The following is a 17,407-nucleotide window of genomic DNA, read 5'->3' as shown; positions in this document are numbered from 1 at the left end:
TTCAAGACACTTTGGTTGCCAATGCACATGCGTGTTTTAAAGAAACATCTCTCAAAACCCTCAAGCCCATTTTGCGAAAGCACCTACAAGAATATAAAATCTATAAAGCCTCTAAAGCACTATTTTTTTAAACCTCTAAAACTCTGTCTTTTAAAGAGTGGAGATTACGCATTGCCTCATGCTTTTGTTGCTCACATATCTTTTTGGCGATCACGCCCCTCATGTCATACGACAACGCTTCAAACCAAACACACTCAAATTCAAGACACTTTGGTTGCCAATGCACATGCGTGTTTTAAAGAAACATCTCTCAAAACCCTCAAGCCCATTTTGCGACAGCACCTACAAGAATATAAAATCTATAGAGCACCATCTCTACACTTCATAAAAGTGCAAGCTGGCACCATCCATCATACACTTTACCTCCAATGATGCCCTTGAAACGGCATAAGAGGCATTTTTATTCATTTTTTGTAAAATTTCACTCCACGCGAGCTCATCTAGCTTGTAACGTACGAGCGACATGATTTTGGTTGATTTACTATAAGCAGACTTGAAATGAGAGAATCCTACGGTATTCGAGGTTTTTCATTCAACATGCAAAACATTGAACACGGTCTATAAATCCCATGTTTTATAAATCCCCCCATATTTTATAAATCCCATGTTTTATAAACCAAAGTGATGCGCCATAACAGGATCAAGGGAAATATTTATGAAGTGGTGCGGGTGGTCGGACTCGAACCGACACTCCTCTCGGAACCAGATTTTGAGTCTGGCGCGTCTACCAGTTCCACCACACCCGCACACTTTTATAAAAGACAGGACTATAAAAGATAGACTTGTCGATTATTCCTTTGCACTATATGAAGAAGCACAGATTCGTCAACAGAAGACTTCTCATTTTTTAAGAATTCATATCATTTTCTTATCTATTTTATGGAATATTTTCTTTATTGGATTTCTCTACCGGATTTATAGCAATCTCATTTGTAAAGTCTTTACCTCTTAAACTTATAAAAAGCCTCATGATATTAAACAAATTAAAGCTTTGGACGATTTCTTTAGCAAATCGGCGTACAGCACCACACTGGCTTGGTTTCATTGCCTTTATTGAAAGTTCTGTTTTTCCAATTCCCATAGATGTTTTATATATTCCGATGCTTCTTATCCATCAAAAGCGGGTTTATCGCTATGCTTTGATTGCGACAATCTGTTCTGTATTAGGAGGCATTGCCGGTTGGTTTATCGGACATTTTGCCTATGATACCCTTGCCAAACCCATTTTAGAAATTTATGGTAAGGTTGAAAGTTTTGAATCTCTGAAAAATAGTGCAACCCTGCAATTTCTAATCATTTTACTGATAACATCAGGTTTTTTTCATCTTCCCCCCATCAAGATTGTCACAATTTTGGCCGGTGTAATGAGTGTACGTCTTGAACTTTTCATGCTTATTTGTATTTTTTCTAGAGGCGCTCGTTTTTATCTTCTCGCGTGGCTGATTAAACATTTTGGACAAAAAGCAATGAATTTTTTAGTACAGCATTTCAAATGGATTGTTCTCATTGGTTGTGTTAGCCTCCTTTTAATTTATGGGATTTTCATAGCTTTTTTAAACAGGAAGCTTTTATAAGGAACAGACTTAATGGCATGCGTTTTGTCTTCTCACCCACTTTTACACAAGCACCTTCATCTTGAACCCAGCAGAAAAGAACAAAGTTTGTGGGCTTTTTTTCTCGCTTTTTGCTTGTCTGCCACAATAGGTATTGCCCTTGGTTTTGAACATTTCGGAGGGTATCTTCCTTGCGATTTATGTCTCATAGAGCGTTTCCCCTATTATGGTGCCATACCATTTTTGCTTTTAGCAGGTTTTGGGGCATATTTTTTTCGCATAACTGCTTGGGTACAACTTTTATTTTTGTGTGTTTTTGTCTTAATGTGCATCAGCCTTGTTTTAGCCATTTATCATGCGGGTGTTGAATATGGCTTTTGGGCTGCTCCCCTCAGTTGTGGTTTAAGCGCAGTCAGAAAAACCTCAGACATTAACCAGCTGCTCAGCCAATTAAACAACATTCATCCCCCTTCTTGTTCTGAAGCATCCGCACGCTTTCTTTTTCTTTCATTTGCCGGTTGGAATGTCGTCTCAAGCCTATTTTTCAGCCTTATAAGCCTCTATATTACTTCAAAAGGCATTCTTTCAAGCAATAAAAAACTCTAACCATAAAATAGAAACGAAACCGCGTTCACTCGTTCTCTCCAATCGCTTCCCCCCTAACCAACAACTCTCCAGTCACCAATCCCCACCCAAAACCACCCACCGCCAAACCACCCAAACGCCAAACCACCCCACCAACACCAACGAGTCACCAACATCCCTCCTCTAGCGTTGTACTCAAAAGACAAAAATAAGCAGATACATCCATTTTATGGTTTCACCTCTCTGTACTTATAAGCAACATTTTGATAAAAACTCGTGATAGAAAAGCCGTAAAATAATAAGTGAGGGGACCAATAAATATAAATGGTCTGCTATGGCTGAAGATAAGAATACAGAGCCTTCTACCCTATCACCTATTTCCTTAGATATAACCAAACTTGAAGAACCATGTGTTATGATGGAACATGATCATAATGCATGGCGCGAGCATATAAAAGAAAGGGATTTAAATGCGCCTTACGAAAAACCACCTCATATAAAACCACGAATCAAATCAGCACCACGCATCAGGCAAGTTTTTTGGTGCGATTTTCCTCATGATTCGATACTCCCTGAATTTTGGAAAAAGCGGCCTGTTTTAGTGCTTTCTAAGAATGCAAAATTATATGGAAATGTGACAGTTTTACCTTTTTCAACGAAATCACAACCCAATAATCCCGCTGCATATCCAATACAATCTCCCATAGAGAATAAAAAAGCGTGGATTATCTGCAATTATGTCACAACAGTTTCTGTAAGTCGTTTAAGTTGCTCACGTACCGTTCCAAGGTTATCCTGCGAAGATTTTCATAAAGTTGTAGCTCTGATGCTCAAATATTTACCGCATTTACAGTATTGACTTTTGGGAAAAATAAGTGTACCTATATCAGCATACACGGCATCAGTAATGGTGGCCGCTTCCCCGCAAGGGGAGATAGGAACGAAGGAGTGGGAAACCGCTCCTTTCGTCATTTTTAGTATTTTTTTGAAAACTGCCATTTTTTGCAACCTTCCCTAGAACATATCCAACATTCATTCTCCACCGTTGTTGTTTTGCTCCACCGTTGTTGTTTTGAAATATCTGCGATTTGGGATAAGCAGAAGACAATATCCACACCTTGGATCCGGTAAAGTTTCCCATGGAGATTACCGAGATATTGTACATACTTATCATTTCATTGCACAAAAAATCATGCTGCCGTTGCTTAAACTTTATATGATTTTCCGCAATGGGAATATCTTTCCAAGATTGAAAAAAAGCTTCGCTTTATATGACCACACCTCAAACGATCGTATTTGACGAGATAACAAAGAAAATTCTCTAATAAACCAGAAATCAACACCCAACCGATTTCTATCTCTTCACCAAAAACAATTGTTTATTGCCCTAACCACATTATTTCACCGGTCACATGATCTAACATAGCTTTTGCAGATAGATTTTCTTCCCTGTTCTCCTAGAAACGATCTATGCTATTTTGGGATTTACTGCTAAATTGCTTATGCTTGCACTTTGAATGCCTTTTTTCTCACCATATAAAAGGTAGATAAAAAAATAATTTCGTTTATCAGCTTTATTTTAAAGACACACCTATTTTTACAGGATACGTTTTCCTTTCTATCAGCCCTATCGCATTTAATACACTTGTCGTTTCTAAACATGAACAACCAAGCATCACAATGGAACAATAGACATCCATCACTTTCATGGGCACTTGCATTGACAAGAGATAAACAAGAGTATTGATCATCACACACGGAGCAAAAATCTATAGCGACTACGCCATAGACTTTCGCCACGCACGGGTTATTCTTAAAGCATATTTATGATGAGATAATCATTTATGACATCCTTTTTGTTACACCACAAAACGGGTTTTGCTAACGAGTTTTGCTATTGTGCAAATTTTTCAAGAGAAATCCTCACTCGCTCATAGATGACAAGATTTCTTTATGGAGAAAGCGTATGGCGCTCAGCTTTGACCTTTTCCATAACAAGGATAAGTTCAAACTTTAACCAACACGACAATACACCTATTCTAAACGATTTACGCACCACCTCATCGGCAACAGGCTGCTTCAATATTGGTGCATTTATCGGTGCATTGACTTGAGGATTTTTTGCACTTCCACGCACCGTAAAAAAAGAAAATATTTTTATCATTTTCAACTCCATTTTAATTGATTTGGATTTTAAAAATGACCAAAAAAATCAAACAAAAATAGAGAGGTAAGTTACGAAAACTACAGGGTAAATTTTACTGCCCCAAAATGTCTATTTTCCCCCGCCTGAACAGTCAGAGGAACACTATAAAAAATATTTTTATTGAAAAACAATTACTTATAATCTAGGGAAGAAAAGTAAAAATATCCCCCAGAAAAAGAGATTACCTTCAAAATTATCAAAAAAAGCAGCACAATTTTAGTGATCTTTTTATTTTTTTTCTTTTGATAAAAGAGAGCTGGCAGGTGTCTTAGGCGCCCCTCCGGTAGGTTCCCAATTCGCAACAGCCGCTAATTCCTCAATAAGCTTCTCTCTTGGTAAATTATTATCATCTACCAACTTGTACTGAACGGCATTTTCACTAAGCCACTTTATAAGCGTTCCTTTAACAGTTTTACCACCCTCAGCCTCACTCACCGCTTCCCATGCCGCAACAATAGCAGCAAGCTTTGGAGCATAACGTGGATGCGTTGGATCTTGAAACGCATATTTTTGATCCTTAGTCTCAGCAAAATTATCCTCAGGGAAAAAAAACGCAGGACGCAGACCACGCAATAAAAGCCATTTTTTTAAATCATCAACGAGAACATATGAGGAATATGTCTCTATATAATTAGAAAAACTCGACCATTCTATCTTTAATTGATCGTCTTTTCCTGCCTGAACTATGGCATTATAAGCTCCTCGGAAACAAGCAGTTTTCTCTGATGATACGGAAAGGTTATCTTCGTAAATATCACTCTTTTCTGGTTCTGTTTCATCGTGAAACAAACACTTTCCTGGATTTAATCCAACTATTAAAAGCGCTGCCTGCGGTATTGTTAGTTTGTGCAAACCCAAAAACCATTCTAAACTATCATCAATTTCCATAGAGTTACTCTTTTTTCTGCACAATTTCGCTCTTTTTTAAAAACATCAAAAACGTTTGTTAACGCGTAGAGATTATGCACTTTTCACATTTCAACTCATCCCATACTTTAAATAAAAACACAGCACCCACACCCTTCCTTGTGATCCACAAAAAAATGATTTGAATTGATTTAAGATAAGAAGTTTTGAAATGAGAGAATCCTACTGAATTTTGGGCTTTCATACAAGATATCAGGCAAGTTACAAGGCGATAAATGCCCCTTCATAAAGTGTAAATTTTTATGCGTGATCAAACAATTTGATATGATAATATCTCTGTCATTTATGCACTCCCACCCTTAAACCTGCCCCTGCAATTACAGCACAAAAGATAATTCGTTACACGCTAACAAATCCACCTAAATGCAAAAGCTGTAACAACGCTAAAATGCGCGTAAATATCATAAGAATACTGTCTTACACCTCCACAAGCAGAATGAGTGGCGTAAAACTGTACAATAAAATGCCATGCCTATAATGAACCGTGCTAAAGACTGTCGCAACACTGGGAGCTAAGGTGTATGATGATGCCAGCTTGCTCTTTTATGAAGCGTAAAGATTAAGAAGACTCAATGGAGTTTATATTATTTCATGGAAATTTTGCGGCTCTACCCTTCTATACTCTTCACGGGGGCCCACCCTCGCGAAATGGGCTTTTATCCCTTGAAAAAGGTCTCTTTTAAAGAATCATTTCAAATTCTAAGAGCTGTTACAGTCTTTTGAACGCATCAAATGAATGATGATGCTAGCTTATTCCTTTCCTATATTCTCGAGCATCAATACATTAGAATGCTCCATTCAAACGCCCCTGTAGCAAAATAAAGCACATTGTCTCTTAAATTTTTTCACGTAATCATTTCTTTCATGCGCCCCTGTCGTCTCCATTTAATGAATCTCCTTATACTTTCTCAGCATCCCATCACCTTTTTTCTCAGTGCAACCTTTTTGTAATTTGTCAGTTTTTAACTTTTAGATTGACTTTCGGTTTATTTTTCTTATGTTTTAGAATTATTCTAAAGTGCAGAGGAACAGAAAATGTTGAGATCGTTTTTTTCATTTGTACAACGTAAAGCTCTGTCCTTTCGTTCAGCACAAAACGTGATACTTAAAGCGCTCAAATTAAAAGAGCAACATGCGGCGCTCTATTTAAAATATGCAAAAGCTCTAGAACCTTATTCCTCTAAGGAAGCCGCGGTTTTTACCGCCATGGGGCTTCAAGAGCTTAAAAATTATAAGCAACTTTTGTGCCTTTCTTGTCATAATCGTGCAAACACTATCGGTTCATTATGTGACAAAACTTCTCTTGTGAAAGGAAAGAGCCGCCATCCCTCCCAAAAAACAACAGCGGCAAATCACACCATAAAAAAACCTTCAAAAACGCAAAGACAAACACTTTTGACTTGGATTCAACCAGGTCTTGCAGGATTAATGGATGGCTCTGTCTCTACCCTTGCCCCCATTTTTGCCGCAGCTTTTGCCACGGGAGACACGCATCAAACTTTTTTGATAGGGCTCTCAGCTTCAATTGGTGCGGGACTTTCAATGGGTTTTACAGAAGCAGCCCATGATGACGGCAAATTATCAGGGCGTGGTTCGCCATTAAAAAGAGGTCTTGCCAGCGGCATTATGACAACATTAGGAGGACTAGGTCATACTCTTCCCTATTTGATCAACTCTTTTTATGTAGCGACAATTATTGCTTTTATCATTGTTTTTTTCGAACTAGGCGCCATCGTCTGGATTCAGAACAAATTCATGTCCACTCCCTTTTGGCGCGCCTCTTTACAGGTCATCATTGGGGGAGCTCTGGTTTTTGCCACGGGTATTCTTATCGGTAGTATCTAAAAAATCTTATCTGTAACCATAATTTAGATCTCAAATAAGTGCATGCCCCTAGGCATAAGCCATCCTTGATGATGCCATTATTGAAAAATGCCATTGATAATGTTAGGTGGTGTTGTGGAATATTTTAGGTCAGTAAGAGATGATAAGCAAGCTCTGGGGACAACCTATATCCACACACCTTTATCGACTTGGTTTTATAGATATCTTTTGTTAAAGTATCATTTTCTTCTAGACCTCATATTTTGGAAATGCCTTGATCATGTCGCACACTGAAACCAACGCCCCTTTAAACAACCATCCTGTCTCTTCTCAATCTTCACGTGCCCAGACTTTATTTGTTCAGCGTCTTGCACACGGACAAGGTTTAGAACTTCCTTGCTACGCGACAGCGGGTTCTGCGGGTCTTGATCTACGGGCAGCAATTAGAGAAGAAGAAACGCTTGTTCTTGCCCCTGGGCAGCGGGCACTTATTCCAACAGGTCTCATTTTTCATTTATCTCTTGGGTTTGAAGCACAAATACGTCCACGCTCTGGCTTAGCCTTAAAACACGGCATCACATGCCTCAACACTCCAGGAACGATTGATAGTGACTACCGTGGTGAAGTCAAAGTCCTTCTTATCAATTTAGGACAAGAAGACTTTTCAATCCAACGGGGCATGCGCATTGCCCAAACAGTCATCGCCCCCGTATCCCAAGTTAATGTTTGCGCCATTGAACCAGAGCAAAATACCCAAAGCCATAACGAGAGCCGTGGAACAGGAGGTTTTGGTTCAACGGGACACACTTAAGAAGCTCTGAAAATCGCTCCTCTCAAAATAACACATACTTATTCCAACCACTCTTTCACTTAAAACCCCTTGGGCTTTTAAAGTGCAAAAGGAGTGCGCATTTGCTTTCAAAGTTTTTTCACTAAACGCTGCTCTAAACAATCATCTCTCAATTACGTCTCGTGCGCTATAAAAAACTTCATTATCACCCGATACCCCTTCCCCATAACAAAAACATTGGCATTAACCATTGAGCGTTCACACACTGCTTGTAATGTCGACAATCTATACATCATATTGATTTATAATAATAATGAATTGTCTTTCAACTTAAATGAGAGATCTCAGTACTGTAAGATTGTTTCATGGCAAGCCTATTGATATTAAATCAATCAAAAGCATGTTTCTCACATTCCAAACGTGGTTAGCATACAGATAAAAACTGAAAAAATGCCTACAATGAATACGTATATTAACACTGTCTTGGGAAAAAAATATAAATACGATAATGGTGCTCGCTTACTCTTTTATTAAGCATAAAGAGAGTGAGGTTCGATAGATTTTTTGATTATTTTACGGGGGCTTTACGGTTATACCATTTATGAACACCGCCGCAAAAAGGGCTTTAAGATGTATTAAGACACACAACAATCGCCTCTGCTGTTTTCTTGATCACACCTCTTGCGGCAAGATGAGTAGTGCTTAATCCTAAAAAACCGATTCAATATATGAATCCCCTGCATAATATCAAACCCATGCGTATTTGGTTTAATAAATCCACGGAACCCTCATCAATTTCACTCTACGACTTTGAGTAATATGCTTTGCTTCCTGCAACAAAGGCTGTTTTTTATCACTGATCAGAGACATCGGCTGGAATATTAGCGTTTCCCGTAGTGCTCGTTGTTACGGCATCCACATGCCCCACAACGTTACCACCCGCTCCATCGACAGCAGCGTTCGCTACCCCTGTTGTTTTATTATTGATCTCACCTCTTGAGACAAGATTGGTAGAGTTTTGCAATCCTACAAGACCGATTTTATGATATCCAGCCATGCGTATTTGATTTAATAAATCGATGACAGTACCATAATCAATTTCGCTATCCGCTTTGATTAAAATTTTTGTCTCTAAATTTTGCGTCGTTTCCCTCAACAAAGCTTCTCTCAAAGCTGCTTGTTCTACAAGATGATCACCAATGTAAAGAGAACGATCTTTTTGCAACGTAACATAAAGAGGTTCATCAGACTGAACCACTGAAGGTGCTTGAGTTATAGAAGGAAGCTGAACGGAAATGGCAGATGTTGCCAAAGGCGCTGCAACCATAAAAACAATAAGCAACACCAATACAACATCAATAAAAGGGGTCACATTGATTTCGCTTTGCAACCCACTCTCGTCTATATCCCAATCATTATTAAGGCTTGCTTTCATTTTTTATGACTTTTCTGTTGTCTTTGTCTATCAAGTTCACGGCTCAAGAGCCTTTCAAGAGCAGCAGCGATATCACCTAAATCACTACGATAACCACTCAAAGCACGCATAAGGCTATTATACATAACAACGGCGGGAATAGCCACAAAAAGCCCAACAGCCGTTGCGAATAAGGCTTCAGCAATTCCAGGCGCCACCACATCAAGTCGCGTTGTTTGAGACTGAGCAATCCCAATAAAAGAATTCATAATTCCCCAAACAGTTGCAAAAAGACCAACAAAAGGAGCAATTGCGCCAATAGTTGCAAGAACAGCGCTTCCACATGCAACACGGCGTGTAGCAGCCAGCAAGCAGCGTGACAAAAGTGAATGAACCCTTTCTTTTAAACCTTCATGAACATCGCGAGCCTTAGCATCGCGAACATCGCGGGAAACATCTTCATATTGATTGCTCTCCTCATAAAAGAGAATATCTTCAATCGTTTGTGCCCTTTCCTCTGTACTGGTTTTTTCACCAGAGCTTTCGTTTATCCCTTCAGGAGCAGAAAAATGAACCTGTTGTGCAGAAAGATACACCTCTTTAAGGACTTCTTTGAGAAAAAACACACCAGCCCCTTTGCTTTCTTTCAAGCTAGCTGCCAAACGCGTAAGAGTCTGAGCATTTAGAACCAATTGAAGTTCATGACGTACTCTTCGTTTTACCAAAGTGATCTCAACAATTTTCACAAAAGCAATTGTCCAAGACATAAGTGAAGCAAGTAACAAAATAATGATAACGGCTTTCACCACCCAATCAGCAGCCATAAACATAGAAAGAGGAGAAAAATCATGCACTGTCAATACAGCAGACATATTATCTAAAGGGACTGTTTTATCTAAAGGGACTGTTTCAGATTCCATTTTTATCTCACATTCTTGTGCTCTTATCTTTATTTATGAGCTGGATCGTCACCCCGCATAGCATCACTGTTCCAAAATGCCACTACCCTTTTAACGTCACTTGTGTATTCCTCTTAAGAAAGAAAACTTGATAAATCAAGTATAGTTTTATTCCACAAGCTCTCTCTTGTTTTAAAGAAATTACTCAAGAAATTTTTCTCTAACAATTCAACAAGTTTATCTTACCCAATCAATTTATTGCATAAATTAGGCAAAATGATAAACTTACAAGAAGTATCGCATATAATATTTTAATTTATAAGAATAATTTATCATCGTTCCTGTTAAATAAATCTCTCATATCGCAAAGTTTCTCTCATTTCAGCGGCTCTTTTAAAGCCAACAAAATATTTGCTTACATGAAACAAGCAGCAAAAATATCATAAAACTCTTGAAGAAAAGGATACGCACATCTCTAAAAACCCGTGCACTGAAGTACCTCTTCTACCCTAAAATAAAAATATACCTTACGTTTAAAAAAAGAACGATCGCAATATCTTAAACTGACCAAAAGTATCATGGGGAGCGCGTGTTGCCCCCAAATACATAGAGAGCAAAGAGCCGCAATATTATTTTCTTTTTCTTCTGCAAAAGCATAAAAATGACATTATTTCTGCCGCAAAATCGCAACAACGATGTTTTTTACCTGTCACAAGCCTAAAAAATAAACCTCAACAGGCTTTTTAAAAAACTTTTATAAAAAAACTGCGCCACGAGAAACTGAAGAATGGTGCTAAATTGCTGCAAAAGCATAAGACAATTCTCAACAGATGCGACCCTTTACAGACAAAGCATATCGTATAGGAAAGATTTATTTTATCAAAAACAGTTTTAAATTCGACAAAATGAAAGGAACCAAAAAAAGCTTTTGGCGTTACTCAAGCAGTGAAAATTTTCACTCCAATGCAAATGATCACTATGAACACACCAATACAAATATAATGAATCAAGAGGGAAAAATACCATGGCCCATAATAAAACAACACAGCACGATAAATCAGCCGTAGAAAAAGACCAACAAAAAGACCTACAAGGACAATTAGAAACGTTACGCACTGAAATTTCAGGGATTACCTCAACCCTAACAGATCTTGGTGCAAACAAATTTAACGCCGCCAAAGACAAAGCGGAAAAACTATATCACTCAGCGAAAGAAAGTGGTGAAGACATGATGTCTCAAGCAAAAGACAAAATCAGTGATCTTGAACAAACCATGAATCAATGCGTTCGCAAAAATCCTGGCAAAAGCGTTTTGTTTGCCGCAGGGGTTGGTTTTATTCTTTCTCAATTACTGCGTCGTTAAGCAATGCATAAGTTTATCGCGCCTCTTTTAAACCATCTTGTCGGTGGAGGGCTTAAAAGCACAGTCAAGCAAGTACGCCTTCAAGCAATTTTCTATGGGTTTATTGGCATTTCATTCTTCATGTCTTTGCTTTTTTTATGTACCATCGGTTTTATTGCGTTATGTTCTGTTATGAAGCCTCTTGCTGCCGCCAGTATCATGTTTTTAATTTGTCTTTCTCTTGCAGGATTAGGTCTTATTATCAGTCGCGTTCTCAAAACTTATCAACGCTATGACCAACAAAAAAAGACAGAAGAACAACGCCACAAACTCATGACAGATGCGACCGTTTCCAGCCTTGCAGCTCTCAGTCAACATCTCCCTTTTGCCAAATTGGGTGTTCCCATTCTCGGACTTGCAACTTATTTTTTGTGGAAAAAAGATAAAAAAGACCGCTTTTCAAAGTAAAATATGTAAAACTGTCACTCTAAATTCCCCCTCAGTGTGCTTTCTTTTATAGCAAAAGAAAGCACATTTTTTTCCTCATAGTCTCTTTAGCTTCTTCAAAAGCCTGAAAAAAATCCCCTTCATTTTGCTAAAAATTCCATAGAACCGCTACACTCTCTTTCAGATTGCAACCCATATTTCATGAACATAACAACATAAGGCAAAACTTACATTAAAAATTCTGGTTTGATTTGAAGCAATTGGTTGTTTTTTGAAGGCAAGGTGTTTTCAGTTTTACCTTTTCTCTATTTTTTCATAAGCCTTTTTTCATGACCATAGGTCACATCAGTAGTTTGCATGTGTTCAGATTTTTCTGAACACTCATGTTTGTTACAATGACTATTTTGTTTAGGGGAAGGAAACGCGCTCTCCCATAGCGCTGTAGTGAGCAACCTATATGCGTAAGCGAGCTTTAAACACAACAATTTTCCATAACGAGCGTTGTCCACCAAGGACTGTGTGGATTATAATTAACTTTTTTCTGATAAGATTCGCAGTAGAATATTGTCTTGATTTTTAAATAGCGCTTGAGAGAACGCTTTATCAATAATGGTCAATATTAATTATGGTCAATGGGATTATAGCTTCCATGATCTCTTCGCCAATCTTCTGGTTGTTGAAATTGGCTCGACCATAAACCATTTTGTGCTTTTTGAGCAGCAGATTGTAAGTTTTTATAGTCTGCTGGGGATGGAAAATGATGCTGATCTTTCGTCAACACCATCAACCCTTCAGCAAGCCCCAACCGCGCCAGATCAACCCCATCTACAAAACATTGTGCATAATGAACCTGTTGAACGACACGTGCTTGCCGACAAGTAACCTTTTTATCAATTGTTTTTGAAACAAGCCAAGCCGTAACAAAAGCACCGCAAGGCCACTTAACTCCGTTGCGTGAGGCAAATTGCCTCATTTCACAGCTTTCCACACCATATAAGCGGATATCACGGATGATCTTTTTTCTCCACCCATCATCTACAAGCGTAATCATTTTAAAGGTCACACCACTTGTAACCTGTATAGCACCGGAATAGACCGGCACATTTTCTTCATAAAATTGTGATGCGAGTGGTTCTGGATGCAATACCACATTTTGTTGGTTTACGTCTTGTTGGTTTGCATAATCTATCAATTGTGACTTCGGATTTTGAACGGGGTTTCCAATTGTCTTTTCTGATCCTTTTAAAAAAGAAGTTTGAGTAAGTTGTTCATTATGTTGACTTAAATAAAAGTATCCTAAAATAATAATACAAATTAAGATAATATATTTAGGCGCTGATCGAAGATATTTTAAAAGTATCATTTTGAATATTGCTGTATTTTATTGTTCATTAAATAATAAAAGATTAAATATTATTAATTTATCGATAGAAAAATTTATTTTTTTCATTTATATGATTCCCGATTAATATTTTGAATATTAATTTTATGATCAACTTAAACATAAAGCGGGGGAATTTTCATGAAAAACATGAATAATTCGTTCATTAATGAACATACCTTACAAAAAACTATTCTATCCAACACCCAAAAGAAATGGTTAACAGCAGCATTGATGCTGTTTATTGCCTTCATCGCACTGAGTGAACCAGCATTTGCCGCAGGTGACTTTGGAAAAATTGAAGGCGCTCTTGATAAATTAGTCAAAGCTTTAACAGGAAACATTGCAAAATCGATTGCAACCATTGCGGTTGCTGGTATTGGGCTTGCATGGATTGCTGGTTATGTTGAAATGCGTAAAGCTTTCTTTGTTTGTGTTGGCATCGGCATTGTTTTTGGTGCACCACAAATCGCATCAATGTTTATGTCTTAATTCGCTTAACTTTAGCCTTTCAAAGCCATGAAAGAGCACGACAAGCTAACAGAAGATACGTTATTTCTTGCTTGCACGCGCCCTGCAATGATCGCAGGCGTGACGGTGGAAGCTATGGGATTAAATGCGATAGGAACGATGATGTTGTTTATTATGACAGGCAATATTTTTCTTATCACCTTTGGTGTGATGCTGCATTTCATATTCAAGGAAATCCTAAAGCATGACCATAACAAATTTCGTATTCTTCTGACATGGCAAAAGACATCTATTTTTGCCAGAAATTCGAGTCTATGGGGTGGGGGAAGTATTTCTCCATTACGATTAATTCGTAATTATGAGGAATTACAATGAATAGAACAGAGCGCAAACGTGAAAAGCAGCCAGAGGCGATCATTCCTTATGTGCGCCATGTCAACAAGCACATCATTGCGCTGGATTCACGCGCTCTCATGAGCGTTATTAAACTTGAAGGCATTAACTTTGAGACAGCGGATATTATTGATCTGAATGTGCTTCACGAACAGCTCAATAATCTGTTTAAAAACATAGCGGATGAACGGATAGCGCTTTATAGCCATATTATCAGAAAGCGTGAAACTGTTTATCCGGATGGGACTTTCAGATCGGCATTTGCCAAGCAATTAGATGATAAATATCGCGACCGGATGATTTCACAGGAGCTTTATCGCAATGAGCTTTATCTTTCGATTTTGTGGAATCCACACGTTGATCAAACGGATAAATTAGTGGAGTTTTTCAAACGTTTAGGCAAAGCCAAGCAAGAAAAGACAGAAGTTGATGCAGAGTCCATTCGCAAGCTTGAAGATATTACAACAGATCTTATTCAAAATTTAGAGCGCTATGGTGCAAGAAGATTGAGTCTTTATGAACATGAAGGCAATATTTATTCGCAGCAAAGTGAGTTTATCCACCAATTGGTGGGAGGTCGTCGTGAACGTATCCCTCTCACATGGGGGACGATAGCTTCAACTGTTTATTCAGACCGTCTCATTTTTGGAAAAGAGATCATAGAAATACGCACCGAGGCGGCACAGCGGTTTGCGGGCATGTTTGGTTGGAAAGAATATCCAGCAAAAACTAGGGTAGGCATGGCGGATGGTTTGCTCACCCTTCCCTTTGAGTTTATTTTCACCCAATCTTTTATTTTCAAGAGCAAAAACATTGCCAAGCAGATTATGGGGCGCAAACAAAACCAAATGGTCAATGCAGGAGATCGAGCAGGTTCACAAATTATGGAACTTGATGATGCGCTTGATGATCTTGAATCCAATCGTTTTGTTTTAGGGGAGCATCATTTATCATTGGCAGTTTTTGCTGATACGCCGCAAGAGTTAGCGGATAATCTTGCCAAAGCGCGTTCTCGTCTTACAGATGGTGGGGCTGTCATTGCGCGGGAAGACTTAGGGTTAGCGGCGGCTTGGTGGGCACAATTGCCTGGCAATTATGCTTATCGCACCCGCTCTGGTGCAATAACAAGCCGCAATTATGCAGCGCTTTCTCCTTTTCATTCTTTTCCGGTTGGGAAAATAGATGGCAATGTATGGGGACCAGCGGTAGCCTTGATGAAAACCTCTGCTGGTTCACCGTTTTATTTTAACTTTCACTTTGGTGATTTAGGCAATACGTTTGTTTGTGGTCCCTCTGGTTCTGGGAAAACGGTTATTGTCAATTTTCTTTTAGCGCAACTTCAAAAGCATGATCCCAATATGGTCTTTTTTGACAAAGATCGGGGCGCAGAACTTTTTGTCAGAGCGGGTGGCGGCACTTATATGCCCTTGAAGAATGGTAGACCGACAGGCATAGCACCGCTAAAAGGCTTAGACTATAACAATCCAGCAGATAGAGTTTTTTTACGCCAATGGATTATAAAGCTTGTTTCGTCTGAAGATCAAAAGATCAGTGAATCAGAAAGACAAGATATTTCTGCTGCTGTTGACCAACTTGCCTTATTACCCAAAGAACAACGGACAATATCGGCCTTACAAATGTTTTTTGACACCACGCACAGGGAGGGGATAGCGGGTCGTTTAGAAAGATGGTGTAAAGGCAATGCCTTAGGGTGGGTTTTTGACAATCCTGATGACGACATTGGCATTGATGCAAAATTTATTGGTTATGACATGACGGATTTTTTAGATAATAATGAAATTCGTCCCCCATTAATGATGTATCTTTTTCATAGGATTTTGTCTCTGATTGATGGGCGTCGTATTATCATTGTCATTGATGAATTTTGGAAAGCCTTAGAGGATGATTCCTTTAAAGCCTTTGCGCAAGACAGGCTGAAAACTATCCGTAAACAAAATGGTTTGATGTTGTTTGCAACGCAATCTCCCAAAGATGCAATCAATTCGACCATTGCCCACACCATTATAGAGCAATGCCCCACACAGATTTATTTTCCCAATCAAAAGGGCAATCATGGGGATTATGTAGAAGGTTTTAAATTATCAGACAGAGAATTTAACCTGATACAATCAGAATTAAGCCGTGAGTCACGGCGTTTTCTCATCAAACAAGGACAAAGTTCAGTTGTAGCAGAACTAAATTTACGCGGCTTTGATGATGAAATAGCCATTTTAAGTGGCACCACCAAGAATATTGAACTCCTAGAGACCATTATGGATGAAGTTGGACAATCTCCAGAAAAATGGCTTCCTATTTTTCAAGAAAGGTCAAAACAATGAAAAAACTTTTATTGGCAACAGCCGTCTATGCAGCTTCATTTGGCTTTCAAACAAATGCCTTTGCACAAATGCCTACATTCGATTTAAAATCTTTTATGCAAGGGGGAAAGCAACTTGACAAATTGAAAGAACAAATTCAACAAGGCAAACAACAGCTTGAGCAATTAAAGAGCCAACTCGATCAAGCGAAACAATTATATAACTCCCTAAATGTCAAGCCTGACATTTCGGGATTGAAAGAGATGTTTAACAAGCAAGGGAGCAGTGGCGCCCTTCCTTCTGACTTTAACCACTTTCAACAATCGATGGGCAGCGGCGGCGGTGGCGGTGGCGGCGGCGGCGGCAGCAAAAACACGCAAAAATGGCAAGAAGAACTTAAATACAAAGAGCCCGCGGGGGGCGCAGACTCAAAAGAGGCAGTAGATGCTTTTTACGCACAAGAAGTGAAAAAAGCTGAACAGCGCGTAGTAGGAGAAGCGGCAAAAGGCCAGGACGTCTACGAAGAAGCCAGTGAAACACAAAAAAACATTACCAAGCTCCTTGACGAACTTGGAAGTACTAAAGATGCGGGTAAAATTCAAGGCATTCAAGCACAATTATCAGCGGTACAAGCAGACCTCCAAGCAAAAATACTCCAAATGCAAGCTGCCATGATGATTCAACAAGCAGAAGAAAAAGCGGCAGAAAGACGTGAAATGGAAGAATTTAAAGCACGAACCAAAGCTTTGGCCCAAAAAATGCGTGGTCAATAAAGAGTAAAAAAGAGGGGCTTGAAT

17 protein-coding genes and 1 tRNA gene are annotated in these 17,407 nt (G+C 38.8%); 11 read left to right on the top strand and 7 right to left on the bottom strand.

Annotated features, from left to right (window positions below):
- Positions 1–721: 721 nt before the first annotated feature.
- A tRNA-Leu gene (locus tag ACFIJZ_RS02655) sits at positions 722–806 on the bottom strand.
- A gap of 222 nt (positions 807–1,028) precedes the next feature.
- Here ACFIJZ_RS02655 and ACFIJZ_RS02650 point away from each other — a divergent pair.
- The 3 genes from ACFIJZ_RS02650 to ACFIJZ_RS02640 all read left to right on the top strand — a co-directional run bounded on the left by ACFIJZ_RS02650 (position 1,029) and on the right by ACFIJZ_RS02640 (position 3,057).
- Positions 1,029–1,634: a YqaA family protein gene (locus ACFIJZ_RS02650; protein ID WP_273790911.1), complete on the top strand. Its 606-nt coding sequence runs from the start codon at positions 1,029–1,031 to the stop codon at positions 1,632–1,634.
- Positions 1,635–1,646: 12 nt separating this feature from the next.
- Complete coding sequence (locus tag ACFIJZ_RS02645; protein ID WP_273790912.1) at positions 1,647–2,219, top strand: disulfide bond formation protein B; 573 nt, start codon at positions 1,647–1,649, stop codon at positions 2,217–2,219.
- A 313-nt stretch (positions 2,220–2,532) separates the two neighbouring features.
- Positions 2,533–3,057: a type II toxin-antitoxin system PemK/MazF family toxin gene (locus tag ACFIJZ_RS02640; protein WP_273790913.1), complete on the top strand. Its 525-nt coding sequence runs from the start codon at positions 2,533–2,535 to the stop codon at positions 3,055–3,057.
- Positions 3,058–3,099: 42 nt separating this feature from the next.
- Here the strand turns inward: ACFIJZ_RS02640 and ACFIJZ_RS02635 are convergent, their stop codons facing one another.
- The 3 genes from ACFIJZ_RS02635 to ACFIJZ_RS02625 form a co-directional block, all read right to left on the bottom strand.
- Positions 3,100–3,306, bottom strand: a complete 207-nt coding sequence (locus ACFIJZ_RS02635) for a hypothetical protein (protein WP_375630961.1) — start codon at positions 3,304–3,306, stop codon at positions 3,100–3,102.
- Between the two features lie 843 nt (positions 3,307–4,149).
- Positions 4,150–4,362: a hypothetical protein gene (locus tag ACFIJZ_RS02630; protein WP_375630960.1), complete on the bottom strand. Its 213-nt coding sequence runs from the start codon at positions 4,360–4,362 to the stop codon at positions 4,150–4,152.
- Positions 4,363–4,632: 270 nt separating this feature from the next.
- Positions 4,633–5,292, bottom strand: a complete 660-nt coding sequence (locus ACFIJZ_RS02625) for a hypothetical protein (protein ID WP_375630959.1) — start codon at positions 5,290–5,292, stop codon at positions 4,633–4,635.
- Positions 5,293–6,366: 1,074 nt separating this feature from the next.
- Here ACFIJZ_RS02625 and ACFIJZ_RS02620 point away from each other — a divergent pair.
- Together ACFIJZ_RS02620 and dut are read left to right on the top strand one after the other, a co-directional pair.
- Entirely contained in the window at positions 6,367–7,176 is an 810-nt protein-coding gene (locus tag ACFIJZ_RS02620) for a VIT1/CCC1 transporter family protein (protein WP_375627767.1), read from the top strand.
- A gap of 259 nt (positions 7,177–7,435) precedes the next feature.
- Positions 7,436–7,966 carry a dUTP diphosphatase gene (gene dut, locus ACFIJZ_RS02615; protein ID WP_375630958.1) on the top strand — a complete coding sequence of 177 codons (531 nt, stop codon included), beginning with the start codon at positions 7,436–7,438 and terminating at the stop codon, positions 7,964–7,966.
- A gap of 832 nt (positions 7,967–8,798) precedes the next feature.
- Here dut and ACFIJZ_RS02610 read toward each other — a convergent pair.
- Positions 8,799–9,380: a biopolymer transporter ExbD gene (locus ACFIJZ_RS02610; RefSeq protein ID WP_375630957.1), complete on the bottom strand. Its 582-nt coding sequence runs from the start codon at positions 9,378–9,380 to the stop codon at positions 8,799–8,801.
- Entirely contained in the window at positions 9,377–10,279 is a 903-nt protein-coding gene (locus ACFIJZ_RS02605; protein ID WP_375630956.1) for a MotA/TolQ/ExbB proton channel family protein, read from the bottom strand. Before ACFIJZ_RS02605 ends, ACFIJZ_RS02610 begins: the two co-directional genes overlap by 4 nt.
- Before the next feature lie 1,003 nt (positions 10,280–11,282).
- On the opposite strand from ACFIJZ_RS02605, the gene ACFIJZ_RS02600 reads away from it, so the two are divergent.
- Both ACFIJZ_RS02600 and ACFIJZ_RS02595 read left to right on the top strand, forming a co-directional pair.
- The gene (locus ACFIJZ_RS02600) at positions 11,283–11,621 is read left to right on the top strand and encodes a YqjD family protein (protein WP_375613241.1); all 339 of its coding nucleotides are present in this window, start codon (positions 11,283–11,285) and stop codon (positions 11,619–11,621) included.
- Between the two features lie 3 nt (positions 11,622–11,624).
- Positions 11,625–12,068, top strand: a complete 444-nt coding sequence (locus ACFIJZ_RS02595; RefSeq protein WP_375630955.1) for a hypothetical protein — start codon at positions 11,625–11,627, stop codon at positions 12,066–12,068.
- Between the two features lie 598 nt (positions 12,069–12,666).
- On the opposite strand, the gene ACFIJZ_RS02590 is transcribed toward ACFIJZ_RS02595, so the two are convergent.
- Entirely contained in the window at positions 12,667–13,410 is a 744-nt protein-coding gene (locus tag ACFIJZ_RS02590; protein ID WP_375630954.1) for a nuclease, read from the bottom strand.
- A gap of 159 nt (positions 13,411–13,569) precedes the next feature.
- On the opposite strand from ACFIJZ_RS02590, the gene ACFIJZ_RS02585 reads away from it, so the two are divergent.
- From ACFIJZ_RS02585 to ACFIJZ_RS02570, 4 genes are read left to right on the top strand one after another with little or no spacing between them, the layout of a single operon-like run.
- The gene (locus ACFIJZ_RS02585; RefSeq protein WP_375630953.1) at positions 13,570–13,920 is read left to right on the top strand and encodes a TrbC/VirB2 family protein; all 351 of its coding nucleotides are present in this window, start codon (positions 13,570–13,572) and stop codon (positions 13,918–13,920) included.
- Positions 13,921–13,947: 27 nt separating this feature from the next.
- Entirely contained in the window at positions 13,948–14,274 is a 327-nt protein-coding gene (locus tag ACFIJZ_RS02580; RefSeq protein ID WP_273791704.1) for a type IV secretion system protein VirB3, read from the top strand.
- Positions 14,271–16,631, top strand: coding sequence for a VirB4 family type IV secretion/conjugal transfer ATPase (locus ACFIJZ_RS02575; protein WP_375630952.1), 2,361 nt, complete (start codon positions 14,271–14,273; stop codon positions 16,629–16,631). The genes ACFIJZ_RS02580 and ACFIJZ_RS02575 overlap by 4 nt, the downstream gene beginning before the upstream one ends.
- Positions 16,628–17,383 (top strand): type IV secretion system protein, encoded by a 756-nt coding sequence (locus tag ACFIJZ_RS02570; protein ID WP_375630951.1) that lies wholly within the window; start codon positions 16,628–16,630, stop codon positions 17,381–17,383. The genes ACFIJZ_RS02575 and ACFIJZ_RS02570 overlap by 4 nt, the downstream gene beginning before the upstream one ends.
- Positions 17,384–17,407: the final 24 nt, after the last annotated feature.

It is taken from the genome of Bartonella sp. CL70QHWL (assembly GCF_042194855.1).
Classification (GTDB): Bacteria; Pseudomonadota; Alphaproteobacteria; order Rhizobiales; family Rhizobiaceae; genus Bartonella.
This window is presented reverse-complemented; position numbering and strand designations above follow the sequence as displayed.

Coding starts and splice junctions, on each gene's coding strand:
- ACFIJZ_RS02620 (WP_375627767.1), top strand. CDS start 6,367: ATGTTGAGATCGTTTTTTTCATTTGTACAACGTAAAGCTCTGTCCTTT.
- ACFIJZ_RS02575 (WP_375630952.1), top strand. CDS start 14,271: ATGAATAGAACAGAGCGCAAACGTGAAAAGCAGCCAGAGGCGATCATT.
- dut (WP_375630958.1), top strand. CDS start 7,436: ATGTCGCACACTGAAACCAACGCCCCTTTAAACAACCATCCTGTCTCT.
- ACFIJZ_RS02600 (WP_375613241.1), top strand. CDS start 11,283: ATGGCCCATAATAAAACAACACAGCACGATAAATCAGCCGTAGAAAAA.
- ACFIJZ_RS02590 (WP_375630954.1), bottom strand. CDS start 13,410: ATGATACTTTTAAAATATCTTCGATCAGCGCCTAAATATATTATCTTA.
- ACFIJZ_RS02640 (WP_273790913.1), top strand. CDS start 2,533: ATGGCTGAAGATAAGAATACAGAGCCTTCTACCCTATCACCTATTTCC.
- ACFIJZ_RS02570 (WP_375630951.1), top strand. CDS start 16,628: ATGAAAAAACTTTTATTGGCAACAGCCGTCTATGCAGCTTCATTTGGC.
- ACFIJZ_RS02630 (WP_375630960.1), bottom strand. CDS start 4,362: ATGATAAAAATATTTTCTTTTTTTACGGTGCGTGGAAGTGCAAAAAAT.
- ACFIJZ_RS02650 (WP_273790911.1), top strand. CDS start 1,029: ATGATATTAAACAAATTAAAGCTTTGGACGATTTCTTTAGCAAATCGG.
- ACFIJZ_RS02625 (WP_375630959.1), bottom strand. CDS start 5,292: ATGGAAATTGATGATAGTTTAGAATGGTTTTTGGGTTTGCACAAACTA.
- ACFIJZ_RS02610 (WP_375630957.1), bottom strand. CDS start 9,380: ATGAAAGCAAGCCTTAATAATGATTGGGATATAGACGAGAGTGGGTTG.
- ACFIJZ_RS02605 (WP_375630956.1), bottom strand. CDS start 10,279: ATGGAATCTGAAACAGTCCCTTTAGATAAAACAGTCCCTTTAGATAAT.
- ACFIJZ_RS02585 (WP_375630953.1), top strand. CDS start 13,570: ATGAAAAACATGAATAATTCGTTCATTAATGAACATACCTTACAAAAA.
- ACFIJZ_RS02595 (WP_375630955.1), top strand. CDS start 11,625: ATGCATAAGTTTATCGCGCCTCTTTTAAACCATCTTGTCGGTGGAGGG.
- ACFIJZ_RS02645 (WP_273790912.1), top strand. CDS start 1,647: ATGGCATGCGTTTTGTCTTCTCACCCACTTTTACACAAGCACCTTCAT.
- ACFIJZ_RS02580 (WP_273791704.1), top strand. CDS start 13,948: ATGAAAGAGCACGACAAGCTAACAGAAGATACGTTATTTCTTGCTTGC.